At 58.6% G+C, this 18,794-nt stretch carries 17 protein-coding genes; 12 read left to right on the top strand and 5 right to left on the bottom strand.

Annotation, left to right across the window (positions count from 1 at the left end):
• On the bottom strand, nt 1-273 hold a 273-nt coding region (locus ACIQ17_RS18790), incomplete at its 3' end, for a LysR family transcriptional regulator (protein ID WP_398470583.1).
• Between the two features lie 235 nt (nt 274-508).
• On the opposite strand from ACIQ17_RS18790, the gene ACIQ17_RS18785 reads away from it, so the two are divergent.
• From ACIQ17_RS18785 to ACIQ17_RS18770, 4 genes are read left to right on the top strand one after another with little or no spacing between them, the layout of a single operon-like run.
• Nucleotides 509-1,726 carry a serine hydrolase domain-containing protein gene (locus ACIQ17_RS18785; RefSeq protein WP_398470582.1) on the top strand — a complete coding sequence of 406 codons (1,218 nt, stop codon included), beginning with the start codon at nt 509-511 and terminating at the stop codon, nt 1,724-1,726.
• Nucleotides 1,727-1,735: 9 nt separating this feature from the next.
• Entirely contained in the window at nt 1,736-2,677 is a 942-nt protein-coding gene (locus ACIQ17_RS18780) for an ABC transporter permease (RefSeq protein ID WP_398470581.1), read from the top strand.
• A complete protein-coding gene (locus tag ACIQ17_RS18775; RefSeq protein ID WP_398470580.1) occupies nt 2,674-3,507 on the top strand; it encodes an ABC transporter permease in 834 nt (277 codons plus the stop codon). Before ACIQ17_RS18780 ends, ACIQ17_RS18775 begins: the two co-directional genes overlap by 4 nt.
• A gap of 10 nt (nt 3,508-3,517) precedes the next feature.
• Complete coding sequence (locus ACIQ17_RS18770) at nt 3,518-5,158, top strand: dipeptide ABC transporter ATP-binding protein (RefSeq protein WP_398470579.1); 1,641 nt, start codon at nt 3,518-3,520, stop codon at nt 5,156-5,158.
• Nucleotides 5,159-5,442: 284 nt separating this feature from the next.
• Here ACIQ17_RS18770 and ACIQ17_RS18765 read toward each other — a convergent pair whose 3' ends face one another.
• The 4 genes from ACIQ17_RS18765 to ACIQ17_RS18750 all read right to left on the bottom strand — a co-directional run bounded on the left by ACIQ17_RS18765 (nt 5,443) and on the right by ACIQ17_RS18750 (nt 11,828).
• Complete coding sequence (locus ACIQ17_RS18765) at nt 5,443-7,026, bottom strand: ABC transporter substrate-binding protein (RefSeq protein ID WP_398470578.1); 1,584 nt, start codon at nt 7,024-7,026, stop codon at nt 5,443-5,445.
• A gap of 80 nt (nt 7,027-7,106) precedes the next feature.
• Nucleotides 7,107-8,474, bottom strand: a complete 1,368-nt coding sequence (locus tag ACIQ17_RS18760) for an aminotransferase (protein WP_398470577.1) — start codon at nt 8,472-8,474, stop codon at nt 7,107-7,109.
• Nucleotides 8,475-8,632: 158 nt separating this feature from the next.
• Nucleotides 8,633-9,898 carry a lipopolysaccharide biosynthesis protein gene (locus ACIQ17_RS18755; RefSeq protein WP_398470576.1) on the bottom strand — a complete coding sequence of 422 codons (1,266 nt, stop codon included), beginning with the start codon at nt 9,896-9,898 and terminating at the stop codon, nt 8,633-8,635.
• Nucleotides 9,899-9,941: 43 nt separating this feature from the next.
• A complete protein-coding gene (locus tag ACIQ17_RS18750; RefSeq protein WP_398470575.1) occupies nt 9,942-11,828 on the bottom strand; it encodes a hypothetical protein in 1,887 nt (628 codons plus the stop codon).
• 552 nt (nt 11,829-12,380) lie between these two features.
• Here ACIQ17_RS18750 and ACIQ17_RS18745 point away from each other — a divergent pair.
• The 8 genes from ACIQ17_RS18745 to ACIQ17_RS18710 all read left to right on the top strand — a co-directional run.
• A complete protein-coding gene (locus ACIQ17_RS18745; RefSeq protein WP_398470574.1) occupies nt 12,381-13,205 on the top strand; it encodes a class I SAM-dependent methyltransferase in 825 nt (274 codons plus the stop codon).
• Nucleotides 13,206-13,296: 91 nt separating this feature from the next.
• Nucleotides 13,297-14,376, top strand: a complete 1,080-nt coding sequence (rffA, locus tag ACIQ17_RS18740) for a dTDP-4-amino-4,6-dideoxygalactose transaminase (RefSeq protein WP_398470573.1) — start codon at nt 13,297-13,299, stop codon at nt 14,374-14,376.
• Nucleotides 14,364-15,308, top strand: a complete 945-nt coding sequence (locus tag ACIQ17_RS18735; protein ID WP_398470572.1) for a hypothetical protein — start codon at nt 14,364-14,366, stop codon at nt 15,306-15,308. Before rffA ends, ACIQ17_RS18735 begins: the two co-directional genes overlap by 13 nt.
• A complete protein-coding gene (locus ACIQ17_RS18730; protein WP_398470571.1) occupies nt 15,305-15,877 on the top strand; it encodes a hypothetical protein in 573 nt (190 codons plus the stop codon). Before ACIQ17_RS18735 ends, ACIQ17_RS18730 begins: the two co-directional genes overlap by 4 nt.
• A complete protein-coding gene (locus ACIQ17_RS18725) occupies nt 15,874-16,830 on the top strand; it encodes a 3-oxoacyl-[acyl-carrier-protein] synthase III C-terminal domain-containing protein (RefSeq protein WP_398470570.1) in 957 nt (318 codons plus the stop codon). The genes ACIQ17_RS18730 and ACIQ17_RS18725 overlap by 4 nt, the downstream gene beginning before the upstream one ends.
• Nucleotides 16,817-17,071, top strand: coding sequence for a phosphopantetheine-binding protein (locus ACIQ17_RS18720; protein WP_398470569.1), 255 nt, complete (start codon nt 16,817-16,819; stop codon nt 17,069-17,071). Before ACIQ17_RS18725 ends, ACIQ17_RS18720 begins: the two co-directional genes overlap by 14 nt.
• Nucleotides 17,071-18,072: a glycosyltransferase gene (locus ACIQ17_RS18715; protein WP_398470568.1), complete on the top strand. Its 1,002-nt coding sequence runs from the start codon at nt 17,071-17,073 to the stop codon at nt 18,070-18,072. Before ACIQ17_RS18720 ends, ACIQ17_RS18715 begins: the two co-directional genes overlap by 1 nt.
• A gap of 72 nt (nt 18,073-18,144) precedes the next feature.
• Nucleotides 18,145-18,794 (top strand): sugar nucleotidyltransferase (locus tag ACIQ17_RS18710; protein WP_398470567.1); only part of this gene is annotated, 650 nt, incomplete at its 3' end.

The raw sequence follows: 18,794 nt of genomic DNA, 5'->3' as shown, positions 1-18,794 counted from the left end.
CAGCCCGTCATCGGTGAGCGAGATGCCGGACGAGGTGCGGTCGATCAGCTTGGTGCCGGTCCAGGATTCCAGCGTGCGCAGATGGCGACTGATTACGGCATGATCGCGGCCGAGGCTCTGCGCCGCGCGACGTACGCCGCCGAGCCGTGCCACCGCATCGAAGGCCCGCAGTGCCTCGAAAGGCGGAATTGACTTGCGCGACGGCGGATTCAGCGCCGGCGCCGGTGCGGTCTTCTCATCGTCCATCGCGATGGGGGCGGACGCGGGGCTCATTGTTATCATTATCCATGTTCGGCAGCGCGGGGCGACCGACACCACAAATCAGGTCGAACGGAGCAAGACACATGCCACTGCAGTCATTCGCAGCGCCGTCATGCTGCGGCAAGATGACAATCTAGCACGGTGCGCGCGGTGCACCACCGTGCCCCTCATTTGCATCTTCCAACGCCCCTCGATCGCGATACGTTCATGCCATCGACGATGGGACCCGCAAGGCAGAGGCGTGTCCATGCCCGGGAGCACGACACTGACCGATCTGTTTCAACGGCCGAACTTCCGCGACCCGCTCAATCCCGGCGCACCGCTGCTGCCGCGCAGTGGCTGGAGCCGGCCGCCGATGCATCGCTGGACCTTCCAGCATATCCGCGAGATGACGCCGACCGCCCAGGTCTGGCGAGGCCCGGGCCCGGTCATGCCTTTGCGCGAAAATCTGCAGGAACTCGGCGGCGTCGCGTTCCATGCGGATGGCTGCGACCTCACCTTCGATCGCTTCCTGGCCGACAATGCCACCGACGGCAAGCTGGTGCTGCATCGCGGCGCCATCGTCACCGAGCGCTACTTCAACGACATGGAGCCGCACAGCCAGCACCTGTCGATGTCGATGGCAAAGTCCATGGTCGGCATGGTGACGGGCATCCTGATCGACCGCGGCATCATCGATCCAGCAGCACCGGTGACGCAATATCTGCCGGAACTGGCGCGCACCGCCTATACCGGTGCCAAGGTGCAGCACGTGCTCGACATGACCACCGGCGTCGTGTTCGACGAATCCTACACCACGCCGGGCTCGCATATGATCAAGCTCGGCTATGCCTGCGGCTGGCGCGTCAACGACCAGCCCGATTACCCGCGCAGCATGTGGGAGCTGATCCTGACGCTGACCGAGCAGGAGCGCCCGCATGGCGCGCTGTTCCAGTATCGCTCCATCGAGACCGACGTGCTCGGCTTCATCCTCGAACGAGCCACCGCGACCTCGCTGTCGGAACTGGTAAGCCGCGAATTGTGGGCGCCGATGGGCGCGCAGGAGGATGGCTATTTCACTGTCGACCATGGCGGCTTCGCGCTGGCCGATGGCGGCTTCTGCGCCAGCCTGCGCGACTATGGGCGCTTTGCGCAGATGATCATCAACGGCGGCCGCGCCGGCGATCGCCAGGTGATCCCCCGCAAATGGATCGAGGAAACCCGCAGCAACGGCAATCCCGAGATATTCCAGGGTTTCTTCCGCGAGACGCTGCCCGAGGGCGCCTATCACAACAAATGGTGGATCGAGGATCCCCGGGGTCGCGCCATGCTGGCGCGCGGCATTTTCGGGCAGTTGATCTATATCGATCCGGACTCCGAATTCGCCTTCGTCAAGCTCTCGACCTGGCCCGAGGTCACCAGCGTGCCGCGCGCCCGCGAGGCCGTGGCCGCCGCCCGTGCGATCCGCGATGCGCTGGCACGATAGAGGCGACGCATGAGCCGCTTCCTGCTCGGGCGTGTGCTGCAGGCGATCCCGACCGTAATCATCGTGTCGGCGGCGATATTCTTCGCCATGCGGCTGATCCCCGGCGATCCCGCCTCGGTGATGCTCGGCGATCTTGCGACGCCCGAACAGGTCACCGCCCTGCGCGCGGAGATGGGCCTGTCCGACTCGCTGCCGTCGCAATATCTGACCTGGCTCGGCCATATCCTGTCGGGCGACTTCGGCAAGTCGATCTCGTCGGGCGAGCACGTGCTGCCCTTGATGCTGGAGCGTTTTGCAGTGTCGGCCACCATCGTGGTCACTGCCGTGGCGATCGCTGCGATGATCGCAGTGCCGGCCGGCATGTTTGCGGCCTGGAAACAGGGCTCGCTCGCCGATTACGGCACAGTGGCGAGTTCGACGCTGCTGCTGTCGATCCCGAGCTTCTGGCTCGGCCTGATGATCCTGCTGGTGTTCGGCATGTGGCTCGAATGGTTTCCGGTCATCGGCTATGTGTCGCTCGGTGAGAATTTCGCCCAGGGCCTGCTGTTCATCTTCATGCCGGTGCTAACGCTGGTTCTTGTGGAGCTCGGCCCGATCGTGCGGATGGCGCGTGCGTCCACCATCGAGGTGTCGCGGCTCGAATATGTTACCCATGCGCGCGCCAAGGGCCTGTCGGAATCCGAGGTGATGTGGCGGCACGCCTTCCGAAACGCCTTCGCACCAACCTGGACGCTGATCGGCCTAATCCTCGGCGGGTTGCTCGGTGGCATCGCCATCACCGAAACGGTGTTCACCATTCCCGGCCTCGGCCGCCTGCTGGTCGAGGCTATCTATGCCCGCGACTATCCGGTGGTGCAGGGTTGCATCCTGTTCATCAGCGTCATCTATGTCATCGTTAATCTGATCGTCGACATGCTGTATCCGCTATTCGACCCGAAAATCGCGCAATGACCCGCTTCTTCCCCCGCCTTGCCCGCGGCCGCGCCAATCTCGTGATCGGCGGCGGGATCGTACTGCTGCTGGCGCTGCTCGCGATCTTCGGGCCGATGCTGGCGCCCTATGATCCGCTCAAGCTGCATCTGCGCGCGGTGCTGAAGGCGCCGTCGGCGGCACATCTGCTCGGTGCTGACGAGTTCGGCCGCGACGTGCTGAGCCGCCTGATCTATGGCGCGCGCACCACCGGCTGGATCGCGCTGGCCACGGTGGCCATCGCGGTGTCGCTCGGGCTGCTGTTCGGCGTTGTCGCCGGCTTCCTGCGCGGCTGGACAGACCGCATCCTGATGATCCTCAACGATTCGCTGCTGGCCTTTCCCGGCCTGCTGCTGGCGCTGTTCATCATGGCGATCTCCGGCGCTAGCCGCGAGGCGCTGATAGCAGCGCTCAGCGTCGCCTATATGCCAGCGGTAGTGCGCGTCGCCCGCGCCAGCGTGCTGTCGGTGCGCGAGCGCGAATATATCGAGGCATCGCGGGTGATGGGCAATTCCGAACTCGTCACCATGGTGCGCCATGTGCTGCCGAACTGCATGGCGCCGATCACCGTGCTGGCGACGACCATGTTCGGCTGGGTGATTCTGTCGGAGAGCGCGCTGAGCTTTCTCGGCCTAGGCGTGCCGCCGCCGGCACCGAGCTGGGGCAACATGCTGGCCTCGGGGCGGCCGTTCATCACCCAGGCGCCGTATCTGCTGATCCTGCCCGGCCTGTGCATCTCGCTGACGCTGCTCGGCATCAACATGCTGGGCGACGCACTGCGCGACTGGCTCGACCCGAAGATGCAGGCCTGATGGGATGACGATGACAAACGATCAATCGCAGCCCGTGATCGCAGCCGAGCACCTGACGGTGACCGTCGGCCCCGGCGGCAACAAGCTCGTCGACGATGCCAGCTTCGCCATCATGCCGGGCAGCATGCTGGCACTGGTCGGCGAGAGCGGCTCCGGGAAGACGATGGCCGCACGCGCCGTGCTCGGGCTTCTACCGACCCCGCTGATCGCCGCGCCCGGCAGCAGCATCAAGTTCCGCCACACCGAGCTGGTCGGCATCGCACCGTCGGCGCTGCGACGGATTCGCGGCGCGCAGATCGGCATGGTGTTCCAGGAGCCGATGGTGTCGCTCAATCCGTCGATGACCATCGGCCGGCAGATGGCCGAGGGCCTTGCACTCCATCACCGCCGGATGCCGCGCGGCGAGGTCCGCGACCGCTGTCTCGACATGCTGAAGCGCGTCAGCATTCCCAATCCGGCGCATTGCCTGGACACCTATCCGCACGAATTCTCCGGCGGCATGCGCCAGCGCATCATGCTGGCTTCGGTGATGCTGCTGAAGCCGGACCTCTTGATCGCCGACGAGCCGACCACTGCGCTCGACACGCTGGTGCAGCGGGACGTGCTCGACCTGATGGTGGAGCTGACGCAAGAGAACGGTACCGCGGTGTTGCTGATCAGCCACGATCTCGGCATGGTCGCGCATTACGTGCGCGACGTCGCCGTGATGCTGAAAGGCAGGATCGTCGAGCAGGGCCGCAGCAGCGACGTGCTGTCATCGCCGAAGCACGACTACACCAAACGGCTGGTCGATGCGCTGCCGCGGCGCAGCGCCGGCGGCACCCGCAGTGCGCGCGAGATCAGGCCGCTGGTCGAACTCCGCGACGTGGTGATCGACTATCCCGGCCGGCCGCGGCTGTTCGGCCGCAGCGAGGCCAAACGCGCCGTCGACGGTGTCGACCTCGCCATCGGCGAAGGCGAGACGCTGGCGCTGGTCGGCGGTTCCGGCTCCGGCAAGACCACGCTCGGCCGCGCCGCCGTCGGGCTGATCGAACCGAGCGCCGGCAGCATTGCCTTCCGCGGCGGGCAGATCATGACGTGGCGCGGACGCGCGGCGCGGCTGCAACGCGAGGAGATGCAGATCATTTTCCAGGATCCGTACTCCTCGCTCGACCCGCGCCAGCGCATCGGCGACATCGTCGGCGAACCGTTGCGGCTCGACACCACGATGGACAGCAAGGCACGCGACCATCGCGTGCGCGAGGTACTCGACGAGGTCGGGCTGCCGCAGGATTTTTTGCGTCGGCTGCCGCATCAGCTCTCCGGCGGCCAGCGCCAGCGCGTTGCCATCGCCCGCGCCATCGTGCGTCGCCCGGCCTTCGTGGTGGCGGACGAGCCGGTGTCGGCGCTCGACATGACGGTGCAGAAGCAGATCCTGAAGCTGATCCGCGAGCTGCAGGACCGCTACGTTTTTGCTTGCCTGTTCGTCTCGCACGATCTCGGCGCGGTGGAGCAGGTCGCCGATCGTGTGGCGGTGATGCAGAACGGCAGAATCGTGGAGGTCGGCAGCCGCGACGATATTTTTGACCGGCCGCAGCATGAGTATACGAAGCGCTTGTTGAATGCGGCGATGCTGCTGGACCGGAAGTTCGACGGGGCGGTGGCGGTTTAGCACTCAGCCAAAGAGCGGATGAGCGAAGCGTCATCCGCCCTTTTTCGCGACACGAACTCGGACGGTGAATGGCGCCTTGGGCTCATCAGCCCCACGTTCGCATTTCACAGCAGCCACACGCCACACGCGGGCTTGACCCGCGTATTCATCTTTGCCTCGCACGCTGCTTGAAGTGGGATGGCCGGTTCAAGCCCGGCCATTACGTGGGGAGGGAAGAAGCGCCCACAAAAAAAGCCCGGAGCCATGGCTCCGGGTCGTCGAGTCGGCCGTGATCCTGCGGGAGATTAGGGCTTTTTCCACACGCCCCAGGCGCGCGGTTTTTCAAGCGGCCACGACTCGTAATTAACGAGCTTCGGCGACACCGCCTCGATCACGGGATAGTAGTACAGGCCGAGGATCGGCACTTCTTCCGCCATCCTGGCATGGAGCTGCTTGAGGATCACCTTGCGCTCGTCGAAGTTGGTCGTAGTCAAGGCCTTCAGATATAGCGCCTGCGCTTCCGCATCGTCCCATTGTGAGGTCGGCGCTTTGGCCTTGTTGCCGATGATGGTGCTATACATCAGCATCGGGTCGGCGCGGGAAGAATATCCGAAAGACTGTAGCTGGAACTTGCCGCTCATCCAATTCTCCAGCTGGGCTGCCCAGTCGATGACATCGAGCTGAACGTTGAAGCCGGCGGCCGTGAGCATGCCCTGTACCACCACGGCATTCTCATACATGCCGATATAGCGCTTGTTGGTCTGCATCTTGATCGGCTCGCCCTTGTAGCCGGCCTCCTTCAGCAGCTTCTTGGCGGCTTCCGGATCGTACTTCGGCCACGCCAGGAACGACTTGTCGAAATAGGCCGAGGATTCCGCGACGCCCGAGGGATTGAACTCGGTGAGCCCGAGCAGCTTGGTCTCGGCCATTTCCTTGAAGTCGATCGCATGCGCCAGCGCACGTCGGATCTTGACGTTCGACATCAGGGGATCGTTGGTCTGGATCAGAATTGCCGACAGCGACAGGCCTGGCGCCGTCTTCACCAGCGCCCCGCGCTTCTTCATCTCCTCGATGCGCGAGACCTGCAGATAGGTGACGATGTCGACCTGTCCGGCCAGTAGCGCCGTTTCCGCCGCAGTCTTGTCCGGAATCACGACAAAGCGCACCTCATCGAAATAGCTGGTGCGGTCACCGCCGAAGCCATCGCGCCTCTGCTTCGAAGGCACATATTCGGTGAAGCGCTCCAGTGAGACATATTGCTCCTTGCGCCATTCCTTCAGCTTGAACGAACCGGATCCGATCGCGGAATTGGCGATCCAATTACCCTCGGCATCGACATTCTTCGGGCTGGCGATCCAGAAATTGCAGACGATGTCGGCGAGCCGGACGAGGAACATCGTGTTCGGCTTGTCGAGGGTGAAGACAACCGTGCCGTCATCCGGCGTCTCCACTTGCTCGACCTTCATGCCGCGCGAGCCGTCGAAGCTCGCGGCGCAGATCCATGGCGCGCCGGACTTCGGCGCCGCCATGCGGCGGTTCCACAGCCACTTGACGTCGGCGGCCTTCACCTTGTCGCCGCTGTGATAGACCATGTTCTCGCGCAGCTTGAACGTATAGGTGCGGCCGTCCGGCGAGACCTGCCAGCTCTCGGCTGCTGCGGGACCGATGGTCATGTCGTTACGATGCGCGACCAGCTGCTCGTAGATGTGGTTGAGAACGTGATCGGTCAGATTGTCGCTGCGCGACGCATCCAGAGTGCGGATGTCAGCGGTCATCACGATGCGCATCGTGCCGCCGCGGATCGGCTCCTCGGCGGCAGCATTCCCCATCAGGGCAGACACCGCAACCATCACGGCCAGGACGTGGAAAAAGGCTGATCTCATCCTCATGCGTTGCTCCGAATCACGTTGCACCAAATGCTTTTCATCCAGAGCATGATCCGGTCGGCATCCACTTTCCGGATCATGCTTTACAGTCCAAAGTGCCTCGCCGTCGTGTCGAGCGCCTTGCCGAGCTTGTCGACGAGTTCTTCGATCTCCGCATGGGTGATGACCAACGACGGGCTGAGCACGATCGACTGGCCGACTGCGCGAACGATCAGCCCCTGATCATAGGCGGCCTCGCGGCAGAAGATGCCGGCGCCGTCCTCGACCGAGAAAATCTCGCGACTGGTCTTGTCCTTGACGAGTTGCAAGGCCGCCAGCGTGCCGATGCCGCGCACTTCGCCGACCACCGGATGCTGCTCGAATTTCGCCAGCGCGCGGTGCAGGTAGGGGCCGATATCGTCGCGGACGCGATCGACCAGCCCCTCGCGGGCGATGATGCCGATATTGGCAAGCGCCACCGCACAAGCGACGGGATGGCCGGAATAGGTGTAGCCATGCGCCAGCAGGCCGCCGCCGCCGATGGTCTCGAACACGCGCGCGTTCATCGCTACCGCGGCGATCGGCTGATAGCCGGAGGACAGGCCCTTAGCCATCGACATGACGTCGGGCGTGATGCCATAGGCCTGCGCACCGAACCATTCGCCGGTGCGCCCGAAGCCGCAGATCACTTCGTCGGCGACCAGCAGCACATCGTATTTGCGACAGATGCGCTGGATCTCCGGCCAGTAGGTTGAGGGCGGATCGATGACCCCGCCGGCGCCCTGCACGGGCTCGCCGATGAAGGCCGCGACGTTCTCAGGGCCGAGTTCGAGGATCTTCTGCTCCAGGGCCCGCGCGGCCTGCAGTCCGAATTCCTCCTTGGCCATGTCGCCGCCGTGCAGATACCAGTGCGGATGCGGGATATGGGTGAATTCGGGCAGCGTGCCGCCATCCATGGCATGCATATGCGGCATCCCGCACAGGCTCGCTGCGGCCAGGGTGCTGCCGTGATAGGCCATGGTGCGGCTGATGAAGGTGCGTTTCGCCGGCCTGCCCTGCAGCTTCCAGAAATAGCGCACCATGCGGACGATGGTGTCGTTGGCTTCCGAGCCCGACGAGGTGAACAGGAAATGATCGAGCCCGTCCGGCGTCAGCTTTGATAGCTCATGCGCCAGCGTGGTCAGCGCCGGCGTCGTCGACTGGAAGTGGTTGCTGTAGAACGGCAGCTCGGCCATCTGCCGGCTCGCGGCATCGACCAGCTCCTGCCGGCCGTAGCCGACATTTACACACCAAAGGCCGGCCATGCCATCAAGGAACCGACGGCCGTCGCCGTCCCAGATCTGGCAGCCATCGCCGCGCACCACCACGCGGGTCTTGCCGCCGGCGATCACCGTGGGATCGGTGAAGGAATGGACATGATGTGCACTGTCTAGCGCCTGCAGATCGCCGGTGGTTCTTATTATATCGGGCATGTTCTTCTCCGACGACGCCGGACAGCCACGCGGCCAGCGTCCACGTAGGGATCATCAACTTCGCAGGGCAGTTTCGGGAGATGCCAAACAGGGAGCGAGCGGTGCGCAGAGTGCACCGAAGAAGGCGAGCGCGCCTCAAATCGACACTTGTCGAACGACTAGCGACCACCCGACGGTCGCACTCGACGAATGATGATGAGGCTTCCAACCGCGCATCCCACGAGCTCAACAAATGAGACCCCGCCAACGGCAAGTAGCGGGCTACGAAGAGCGAAGCCCACCACGATGGCAGTTGTTTTGGCAATGAGCAGCATGATGTTGATGGCAAGATTCATTTTTTGAATTTGCGCGACTATCAGTGCGGGAGCGATGGAAGCTAGCACCATCCTCGCAGCTGATCCAAAAACCATCAGCCCGGCAAATGTCCCTGCTTCAGTCCAACGAAGGCCGAAAATCAATGTAAATAGTTGCTCACCAAACAAGAATAATGCAAGCGCCGGGACTGTCATGACCGCGGCGAGTACAATTGAAACTCGTTGTATAGACCGCGCGAATTCTCTGCGGTCAAAGTTCTCACGTCCTCGGGCCAGCAGTACCTGGGAAATAGATTGAGAGATCAACTGCAGCGGATAATTGAGGGCCCGGTCGCATAGCAAGTACAGACCGCCGGTTATAGGACCGAACATTGCCGATAGAAGTAGGTTAGGACTTTGATTGTTAATGACTTCGATCAAAGCGGCCGGCGCATCGAACCGAGGAAATCGATTGAAGGAGGATAGTGTCCCAAGCGTGAAATGTCGGTTTTGAAAGAAAAGTCTCACGAGCCTTTTGAGAGAAAGGCCCTGGGCGAGGCGCATCGAACCGATTCCATAGCCAAAGAATTGACCGGCGGCCAAGCCATAAACGCTCCAACCCAGAAGGCCTCCAAAGATTTGAACGGCGATATTGCCGGTGCTCTGCGTTAGCCGTGTCCGAGCTAGATCGTTGAAGGCATGTCGTCGCAATGCCCAGCAGCTAAGCGCCTTATAGGTACCGCCACATGCGATCACGAGAGGCGTGATGAACAGCAGATCGTATAAGCCTGGCGCATGGAGCCAGTTGGCGATCTGCTTTCCGAACAGGGCAACGACCAGAAGCGAACCGACCGCGGTGAGTAAGTTGATACCCAGCGCTGCTGCCAATAATACTGAGGACCTGCGATCACTTCGCGCTACGGGGATAGCTACCTCATAGCGGAGACTGGAGATCGCCAGTATGGCCACGGTCAGAGCATTGAAATTGGCGAGAAGGCCGAACTCGTCTGGATTGTATATCCGCGAGAGCAGCGGCATGGCGATCAATAGCAATATCGGGCCGACCGCTGCAGCTGACAATAGCGCGGCCCCGGCCTTGATTGGGGAGTGATTTTGCAATGTGCCGTTCAAGCCTCTCACAGTAGCGTTGCCTGTCATCGCGCCTTGATTCAAATCAACTACGATAAGACTCGCAGCTGCTGGTAATTTCAGCAGGAGACATTGTCGGGCTGTAGATGATCTGCCGCCGAGATACTGGGTGTCCCGAAGCCGCCGTAGGGACCAAAATTTCGCCCACAATCTTGTAGGAACGAGGAAACGGCAGGCCTGACGCTTGGAGTACATCGGTCGATATTGATCGTGGGCCGCCTGGCTCGGCGAGTATCCAAGATGATCCTAACGCAACGCAGCTCTCGTGAGAAAGCGCCATCAGGGCCACTTTAGTGCTGCCGGGATAGCCGCCGATCATCCATGGCTGTCCGATATTCTTAGCCCCGATCGCAAACAGCACTCCGGGGGACTGACCGGTGAGATCAATGACTGGAGTGCCACTCGCAAAGCCGTGGGGGCCGAGAACACCGCGCAACTCTTCCAAGTAGGCTGCAAAGCCCTTAGGTATCACCAGTCTCGCTTTGCCAACTCCAAATTCTGTAGCCGCGTCAAAAGAGGGAACCGGCTGTGGCTGCCGATATGGCCAATGCAGGCCTGCGGCTACCAGAAAAGCGATGGGCAACTGTACGAACGTTGCCCATGACGCGAGCATTTCAGCTTGCTGGGTTCGATCCCAGCCATGAAGCAGCAGTATTGATCCGGCTATGGTCCAAAACAGGCCGGCCGGCGGGGACGTGTACCAATAATTGCTGTTTGTGCCGAACGAAAAAATAAACGGCAGCAGGATAAGCAGAACAACCAGTGGCCATTGACGAGCTTCTGGAGCGAGAGGCTGGTGAATACGGCGCTGTTGCGTGATTGAGCATCCTCGCGCGATCCAATGCAAGAACAGGAAAATGGAGAGGCCGAGTAATGGCCCATATACGATGGTCTGCTGCGAAGAGATGATGTTTAGCTCATCCGGCATAGCAATGTTGCCAAGCAAGACGAGGGCGGCGGCAATACCCGCGGTGGCGACAAATGCTCGCCCCGCTGCTCTGGCGAACATATTGGCGGAAGCAATCAAGCAAAGCCCCGAAAAGGTCCATGCCGCGAATCCGTAGGTTAAGAGTGCTTCGGTGTCGTTTAGCGCAAAAGGATCCCAGCGGATGATCTGCGAAACCGTACGGTCCTCAAGCCACGCTAGCCTCTCCATTCCTCGCTGGATGCGACTGATAAAGCCTGAGGTAAAGCCGTCTACGGCATACATCGTGCCTAGCGCTAAAAGTGCAGTGAAAATAGTGGCGAAAACGAGAAGGGAGAATCGTAGTTTTCGCGACGCGATAAGGTAGATGAGCGCGAAAGCTGCTAGAAGGAAGGCGCTTGGTGGTTTGGCAAGAAACACAAGCCAGCCCCCGCAGGAGGTCAGCAGCCATCCCGCAACACTGGAGTATCGTGCCTGAGGCTCTATTAGAACGAGCCCCATAGTCGCAATCACAAGGCCTTGCAGGGCTAATGAATTGTAGTTGGGTGTAAGAAGAAAGGAGGCGAAGACCGCGCATGACGTAGAAGCAATGCCGAGCGAAATAAGAAACAGCGTTGTCCTCGTGATGTCTTTTCTATGTTTACGAATTGTGACCATGCACAATAGTGTGCTGCTGGAGAAGGTCAGCAACAGGTTGAATTGCCTCAGTCCTGCGATGCTGCCATCCAAAAGCTTGTAGAATGGGTAGAAAACAATGCCGAATTGGCTCACAGCGGGAGCGTCGGCAAAGGGATCGGCGATCCGGACCAGATAGAAGCCTTCATCAGTGACGTCGTATCCATATCCTGTATAGGCCAGCATCACGATAATGACGAGCAAACCGAGTGCTGCTGCTGTGATCGTGAAGATGGATGGCAGGTTTGGCGCGATACCTACGTTCTTCATTCTACAAAGGAACGTAGTCAAAGAGGGGGATTCGATGATCATTGCTGCACACATGGCTCGCGTGATGTTGTCACGCTGTAATCTTGATACGAAAGTTCATGGTCTGTGAGCGTTGCTGGCTGTGTTCAAGAAAGAAGTATATGGCAGTGCTTCATAGGCGTTCAGAGGTGCGAGCACTGGATTTGTCATCCGACGTCAGTTGAGAGGCCGGCTGAGTAGGTTCCGCTTCCGCTGAAGGAGTGGCTCGTTGAGCGGCTTGTATCGGCCTCTGTCTGTGAATTGCCGCAGATGAAAGCCAGAAAATCGCATGCGACGTTCCAATTCCTGCGCCTGCGCTGTTGTCAACAATGTAAGTGCGTTGGCCTCTGCAGTCCTTGGATGTGCTGGGCGCTGGACAGCACAAGGCGTCGCTAGATACTGTAAGCCCGATGCTCGTGGTGGCCTTCCATCATATTGCTCGTAAACAGAGAAGTTGCCGTATCTGTAGGCTGTCCAGCTGGAGCTTCCGATCATCGTTGGTTCTTTAGCTATCAAAAAAGAAAATGGTCGGCTAGAGAGTATGTGGTTATTGGAAATGCGCATTAAGGAGGGCACGTGGGAGAGGTTTTACGCGCGATTCATGACCGTGTTGATGGTCTCCCAAAAAGCAAGATTCTGCTGGGTGAGGCAGCCTTTGGCGTAGATATCATTGGTCCCTATCTTGGTGTGCTGCCTGCAGGCGCGCGCGTATTGGAGGTGGGGTCTGGACCCGGCATTCTTCTTGCTCATCTCATGCAATCGCACACGAGTCTAGATTTCACCGGCATTGAACCGGTGGGGGCGGGCTTTGCCACGTCCGAATTATTCATAGAGCGTTTGGCTGATAGAATCTCGATGCGACTAGAGCGTTGTGGATATCAGCAGTTCTCTAGTTCGCAGCCGTTTGATCTGATTTTCTTGATCAATGTGTTCGAGCATCTGCCCGATTGGCGCGACTTCCTGAGTTTTGCGGAGCGCAATCTGAAAATCGGCGGCCGATGTGTCATTTTTTGTCCGAACTACGGCTTTCCATATGAAAGTCATTTCGGTCTACCTATAATTGGAGGCAAGCGTCTAACCGGCAAAGTTTTCCGTGGAAAGATCGAGAAGCACGAGAGCGAGCGCAATGCCGCTGGTCTATGGGATAGCCTGAACTTCGTAACTTGGGGTCAACTGCGCGCCGCGCTTGTAGGCAGCAAGCTGAATCCAGAATTCGATTCAGCTTTTCTGGAGCGCATGGTCAGTAGGTTGCAGACGGATCCTGAATTTCGTCGCAGGCAGGGCAGCATTGCTTTTGCAGCCCGCATGGTCGCTTCGACCGGTTTGCTGAGTGCCTTGCGTTGGAAGCAGTTGTGGCGCTACCATCCCTATATGCACGTTGCCTTAACCCGAACGTGCTGAACGAATTTGGCATGTCGATCAATCCTCATCAAGTTCCCTACAATATCGCCTATCGCAGTGATAGAGAGCTTGCATATATTGCGATTGTTACATGCGAGGGCATCTTTCAGGGGACGGCTTCCATACAAAATGGTGCCGTGACAAGCTGTCCGCACTATATGGCGCCGAAGTTCTTCTGACCCATTCTTGCACGGCTGCGCTGGAGATGGCGGTGACGCTGCTGGATATTGGTCCAGGGGACGAAGTCATTATGCCATCTTACGCCTTTTCTTCGGCCGCGACTGCGATAGCCCGTGTCGGAGCTAAGGTCGTCTTTGTAGACTGCGACCCGCGAACGATGAACATCGATCCTGCCGAATTGCTAGGGGCGATGTCGAAGCAAACTGCCGCCGTCATGATCATTCATTACGCAGGTGTGAGCTGCGATATGGATAGGATTCTCGACTTTTGCCAACGCTATGGTCTTCCTCTCATCGAGGACGCAGCGCAGGCGTATGGTGCGACTTGGCGCGGCCAGCTGCTTGGCACCTTCGGTGCGCTGGGTGCATTGTCGTTTCATGAAACCAAGAACATATCCTGCGGCGAGGGTGGTGCACTGATCATCAATCGTGCAGACCTGTTAGAACGCGCCGAAATCATTCGCGAGAAAGGCACCAATCGTGCCCGATATTTCAAGGGTCTCGTAGATAAATATACGTGGGTGGATATCGGTTCCTCGTATTTGCCGTCCGATATCCTCGCAGCTGTCCTGCATGCACAGATTGATGAATTTGAAACCATCGGCAATCGCCGTATGGCGTTGTGGAATTCCTACGACCGCGCGTTACGACCCCTGGCCAGTCCTGAGACCTTTACTGTCCCGTACCTTCCCGAAGCGTGTGGCCACAACGGTCACATCTACTATCTCATCTTGCCGACTGCCGAGCATCGAGATCGCTTTATTGCATTCATGCGCGCGCGGGGGATCATGACGCCTTTTCACTATGTCCCGCTTCACAGCGCGCCAGCAGCAGCGATGTTCGGTCGGGCCGGCGGTATCCTGCCCGTCACGACGGACCAGAGTGCGCGGCTCGTTAGGTTGCCGCTCTATCTGGGCTTGGAGCCACACCAGCCTCACGTGATCAATTCGATCTCCGAGTGGTTAGTGTCGGTCAAGGAATGCGTGCGATGATGGGCGGGCATTTCACCAAATTTCTTCTGGAGAATGAAGGTCTTTTATCTGCAGCTTACGAAGGAGCGGCCGACCAGTTGGATTTAGTTTCTCAAACTGGGACGGTGTGGTCAACAACGCCTGGCACGGTATGTCAGGCTTCGAATGCGAGCTATCTGGCCGCTGCGTTAGCAAACGACCATGTTGTTGCTGTTGTTGCCGATGCGGGCCTTGCTGGAATGCAGGATCGATACGTCGCAAAGCCAATCATATTCAGCGACGAGCCAGAGCAGCTCTTTTTAAAGGCGCATTTGGCTCGACTGCATGATGGAAACGAGTTTCCTGGTTTTTCTCCAGGTTGCAGCGAGAAGGCCGATATTAGTGACAGTGCCGTTTTGACGGGCCCGCTGGCTATAGCGGACGGCGTTCGAATTGGCCCGAACGCGACAGTTATCGGACCCGCTATCATCGGCGAAGGTGTCACCATCGAGGCTAACGCCGTCGTCGGCGCGACAGGCCTTTATGCTAAGAGCATTAATGGAAGACTCGTGAATATGCCGCACTTCGGTGGTGTGCGAATTGACGCCGGTGCAGCAATTCTCTCGGGCGCAGTCGTGGTAAAATCTGCCTATTTCGGCTCTGTGACCTCGATCGGATCTGAGGCACATATCGGTGTGCAGACCAATATCGGGCATGATGTGGTCGTTGGTCCGCGCACGAGAATTTCAAGCAATGTTGTGATATCGGGGCGTACACGGATTGGTGCTGACTGCTGGATTGGCGCGTCTGTCAGCGTCGCCAATGGTCTTTGCATAGAGGATGGCGCGTCGGTGAAAATCGGCTCCGTCGTGATAGCTGATGTCGCTCGTGAACAGACTGTGTCTGGAAATTTTGCGCTCGATCACCGTCGCAATCTCCTCCGGCATGCTCGCGCTCTCAGGGATAGACAATGACTCTGCAGCCTTTCTCGCCCGACCTCGCCTTTCTGGGAAATCGCGACTATCTTCATGGCAGCACGCTCTTCGAAGTCATGATCGACAAGTTACATCATGCAAAGATTGCTGCAGTAGATCTCGATTTTGTCTTCGAGCGGCGATCTGATCGGCAGGTTATGGTTGTGCCGGGTGAGTCGAACAGCTCCGCCGCAAAAATTGCCAGCCTTCGCTATGACGGGGGCATCTTGACGGCATTGGAGACCGAAGAGCGCATCCGCCGCCGTCAGCAATATGTTGAGACAGATATGGCTAAGGCCTTTGTATCGGAAGGCGATAACACCATACACGTCGAACATTCCGGTGCTGCCAACAGCTTTCTCGAGGTTGCGACATTCGCCTTTAAAACAATCATCCAAAGGCGAGAGCCAGAAAGGAAGGTTGTTTTTGCGCGACTCCGTATCCCTGCGATCCCGGTGGGAGCCTTCTCTGTGACATTCGGCCGCAAGATCGGCAATCGCTTTTACGAAGGTCGCGTCGAAGCGCCTAGGCAGGACGCAGGGCTCATCTATTTCGGGGCGTGGTCGTGATCGGCATTGCAGCGATTGGAGCTTATCTACCGCCAACGCGCATCGACAACGTTGGGCGCGCGGCTGAGGCCGGCAAGACGCCCGAGTTTATTGCCGGCAAGATCGGCTTCCGTCGCTTACCCCGCAAGGCGCCAGACGAAGGCGTGATTGACCTGTGTATACGGGCTTATGACGATCTTCGATCGAGGTGCCCGGTTGATCCTGCGTCGATCGATTGCTTGATCCTCTGCACTCAAAACCCGGATCGAGGTGGTCTGCCTCACAATTCTGCACTCCTGCAATCTACATTAAAGCTTTCGGAGAAGCTGGCTGCCTTCGACGTTTCCTTGGGCTGTTCGGGCTATGTCTATGGCCTCTCAATCGCCCGCGCTTTCATGGAGGCGAACGGGCTGAAGAACGGCCTTCTCTTTACTGCGGATCCCTACTCCCGGATCATTGAGCCGGGGGACTGGGACACCGATCTGCTCTTCGGTGATGCTGCAGCGGTCACCTTGTTGTCCGCTAATCCACGATACAATCTGTGCTCAGGAATGTTTGGTACCAACGGGGCCATGGGACATTCCATCTCCATTGAGCCGGCCGCTGGCCGACTTCGGATGCTTGGAGCCAACGTATTCAAGTTCTCCATGACAGAAGTGCCCAACCAAATTGCCGCATATTTAAAGCGTGAGAATCTAAGCCTCGACGATATCGATTTGCTGCTATTGCATCAGGGAAGTAAATTCATCATAGATAACCTGAGAAACAAAATGGAACTTAGTGCAGAGAGGGCTCCATTTGCCGCATCCGACACCGGAAACCTGGTTTCCTCGTCGCTGCCATTGATGCTCATGCCGTATCTGTTGCAGGAAGTCTCCAATCCAAAGCGGATATTGCTGAGCGGCTTTGGAGTCGGCCTGTCCTGGGCCACGATGTTGATTGAAAGAGCAGGGCCAGTTGATGACGTCGCTTGATCTTCAAAGTTTCGCGAAAGCTGTGGCCGATGGCGTCCGCAGGCAACGCAAGGCGCCAAGCATGACGGTTGATGTGGGGCAATCTTTCGGCGCTCTCGGGCTCGACTCCCTCGATGTCATGAATATGGTTCTCGAAGTGGAGTCAACGCTAGGCATCAATTTCGGTGAGATCGATATCGGGGAGGATGACACGACCGAAACTTTCCTTGCCAAGGCGAGCGCAAAGGTCGCTTCTGTGTAATGGGGAAGCCCGCCGTAACCATCGTTGTTCCGGTCTACAATTCGGTAGAGTCACTCCCGCTTCTCGTTTCGCGCGCAGCACATGCGCTTGACCCGCTTGCTCAGTGGCAGGTGATCTTTGTCGACGATCGGTCACCCAACCTTAAGACCTGGCCTTGCCTGTCGAAGCTGACCGAGACCTATAGCAATGTCGGGGCCGTCCGATTGCTGAAGAATCGTGGACGAGCGGCTGCGGCTTTCTGCGGCATTTCACATGTCTGCTCATTGAATTCCGACGCGGTCGTAGTTGTGATGGATGATGATCTGCAGCACGATCCAGCAGACATTCCGCGAATGCTCGCCGCGCTGGAAGACGATCCTGAAGCTGATGTGGTGCTGGCGCAATTCGCTGTCAAAGAGCATACCGCGCTCGCGCGCATGGGGAGCTGGCTGAAATCACGCATTGATCGCTATTACTATGGGCTGCCCAGCGACATCCAGCTGACATCTTTCGTTGCCCTAAAGCCACGTGTTGCAGCTGCGCTGGACTGCATGCAGCCCTCCTTTCCGTTGTTTGGTGCGCAGCTGCTGAAGGTTGCGGGCTCGTTTCGCGGGCTCGCATGCGTCCATGGTCTGCGGCATGACGGTGCGGTGACTTTCACCTTCAGAAAACGTTTGAGCTTGTTTGCAAGAATCCTGTTTTCCGACACGATCATGATTTTGCGACTGTTCGCCTACGCGGGCATGATTATCGCCACTACGGCTCTGCTTGTTGGTGTCTTTTTCGCCGCTCACAAACTTGTCAGTAACCAGACATTGGTCGGCTGGACGTCGCTGCTGGTGACAACCATTCTCTTGGGCGGTCTTAACATGTTTTTGTGCGGGTTGATCGGGATCAACATCGTGCGCACCAAGGAAAACGTCGAGCGTCTGCCGGCATGGATTGAGCGCGAAGCCGTCGGTATTGCGGCGAGCCACTATCGTGAGATGAACGGCGTGTATTCTCAAGGTCAAAACTCTTAGCTTGAATCATCCCTGAATCTAACCAGTCATTCTACGAAAGATCTGGTTGTCGAACCGAATGGGCTGTCACTAGTGCAGCAATTGAACGTGCAAGTCTCGGATAGGGCATCCCGCAAGGGTATCATATTGGCTGGAGGGGCGGGAAATCGTCTCCTGCCGCTAACCCGTGGGACCTCGAAGCAACTGCTGCCCATCTTCGACAAGCCGCTGATCTATTATCCGATTTCCACTCTAATTATGGCTGGAGTGCGAGATATTCTTGTTATCACTACTCCCGATGATAGCGCGGCCTTTGGCCGGCTGTTGGGAGACGGTTCGCAGTGGGGCATTCATTTTTCCTATGCCACTCAGGAGCATCCTCGGGGTCTTGCCGATGCTTATCGAATAGGTCGAGATTTTCTCGACGGCGCGCCCAGCGTGCTGATTCTCGGGGATAACATCTTTTTCGGACACGGTCTGCAGGCGCTTATCGATCGTGCTGTCGACAGTGCTTGCGCCACCATTTTCGCAAGTCTTGTACGTGATCCGCGTCAGTTCGGCGTAGTAGAGTTGGATCAGAAGCGCCGCGCACTGTCGATTGAGGAGAAGCCGGAGCATCCACGATCCCCTTGGGCCGTTACCGGACTCTATTTTCTTGATGGTAATGCGTGCGACTACGCCAACGATGTAGTTCCTTCGGCGCGCGGGGAGCTTGAGGTCGTTTCTATTTTGCAGCGCTATCT

Source organism: Tardiphaga sp. (assembly GCF_044340795.1).
Classification (GTDB): Bacteria; Pseudomonadota; Alphaproteobacteria; order Rhizobiales; family Xanthobacteraceae; genus Tardiphaga.
The sequence above is the reverse complement of the archived record's forward strand: the minus strand, read 5'-3'. Positions and strand labels throughout refer to the sequence as shown.

Bases quoted from the DNA above. Each gene is read 5' to 3' on its own strand.
- ACIQ17_RS18785 (WP_398470582.1), top strand. From the start codon at position 509: ATGCCCGGGAGCACGACACTGACCGATCTGTTTCAACGGCCGAACTTC.
- ACIQ17_RS18780 (WP_398470581.1), top strand. From the start codon at position 1,736: ATGAGCCGCTTCCTGCTCGGGCGTGTGCTGCAGGCGATCCCGACCGTA.
- ACIQ17_RS18775 (WP_398470580.1), top strand. From the start codon at position 2,674: ATGACCCGCTTCTTCCCCCGCCTTGCCCGCGGCCGCGCCAATCTCGTG.
- ACIQ17_RS18770 (WP_398470579.1), top strand. From the start codon at position 3,518: ATGACAAACGATCAATCGCAGCCCGTGATCGCAGCCGAGCACCTGACG.
- ACIQ17_RS18765 (WP_398470578.1), bottom strand. From the start codon at position 7,026: ATGAGGATGAGATCAGCCTTTTTCCACGTCCTGGCCGTGATGGTTGCG.
- ACIQ17_RS18760 (WP_398470577.1), bottom strand. From the start codon at position 8,474: ATGCCCGATATAATAAGAACCACCGGCGATCTGCAGGCGCTAGACAGT.
- ACIQ17_RS18750 (WP_398470575.1), bottom strand. From the start codon at position 11,828: ATGATCATCGAATCCCCCTCTTTGACTACGTTCCTTTGTAGAATGAAG.
- rffA (WP_398470573.1), top strand. From the start codon at position 13,297: ATGCGAGGGCATCTTTCAGGGGACGGCTTCCATACAAAATGGTGCCGT.
- ACIQ17_RS18735 (WP_398470572.1), top strand. From the start codon at position 14,364: ATGCGTGCGATGATGGGCGGGCATTTCACCAAATTTCTTCTGGAGAAT.
- ACIQ17_RS18730 (WP_398470571.1), top strand. From the start codon at position 15,305: ATGACTCTGCAGCCTTTCTCGCCCGACCTCGCCTTTCTGGGAAATCGC.
- ACIQ17_RS18720 (WP_398470569.1), top strand. From the start codon at position 16,817: ATGACGTCGCTTGATCTTCAAAGTTTCGCGAAAGCTGTGGCCGATGGC.
- ACIQ17_RS18715 (WP_398470568.1), top strand. From the start codon at position 17,071: ATGGGGAAGCCCGCCGTAACCATCGTTGTTCCGGTCTACAATTCGGTA.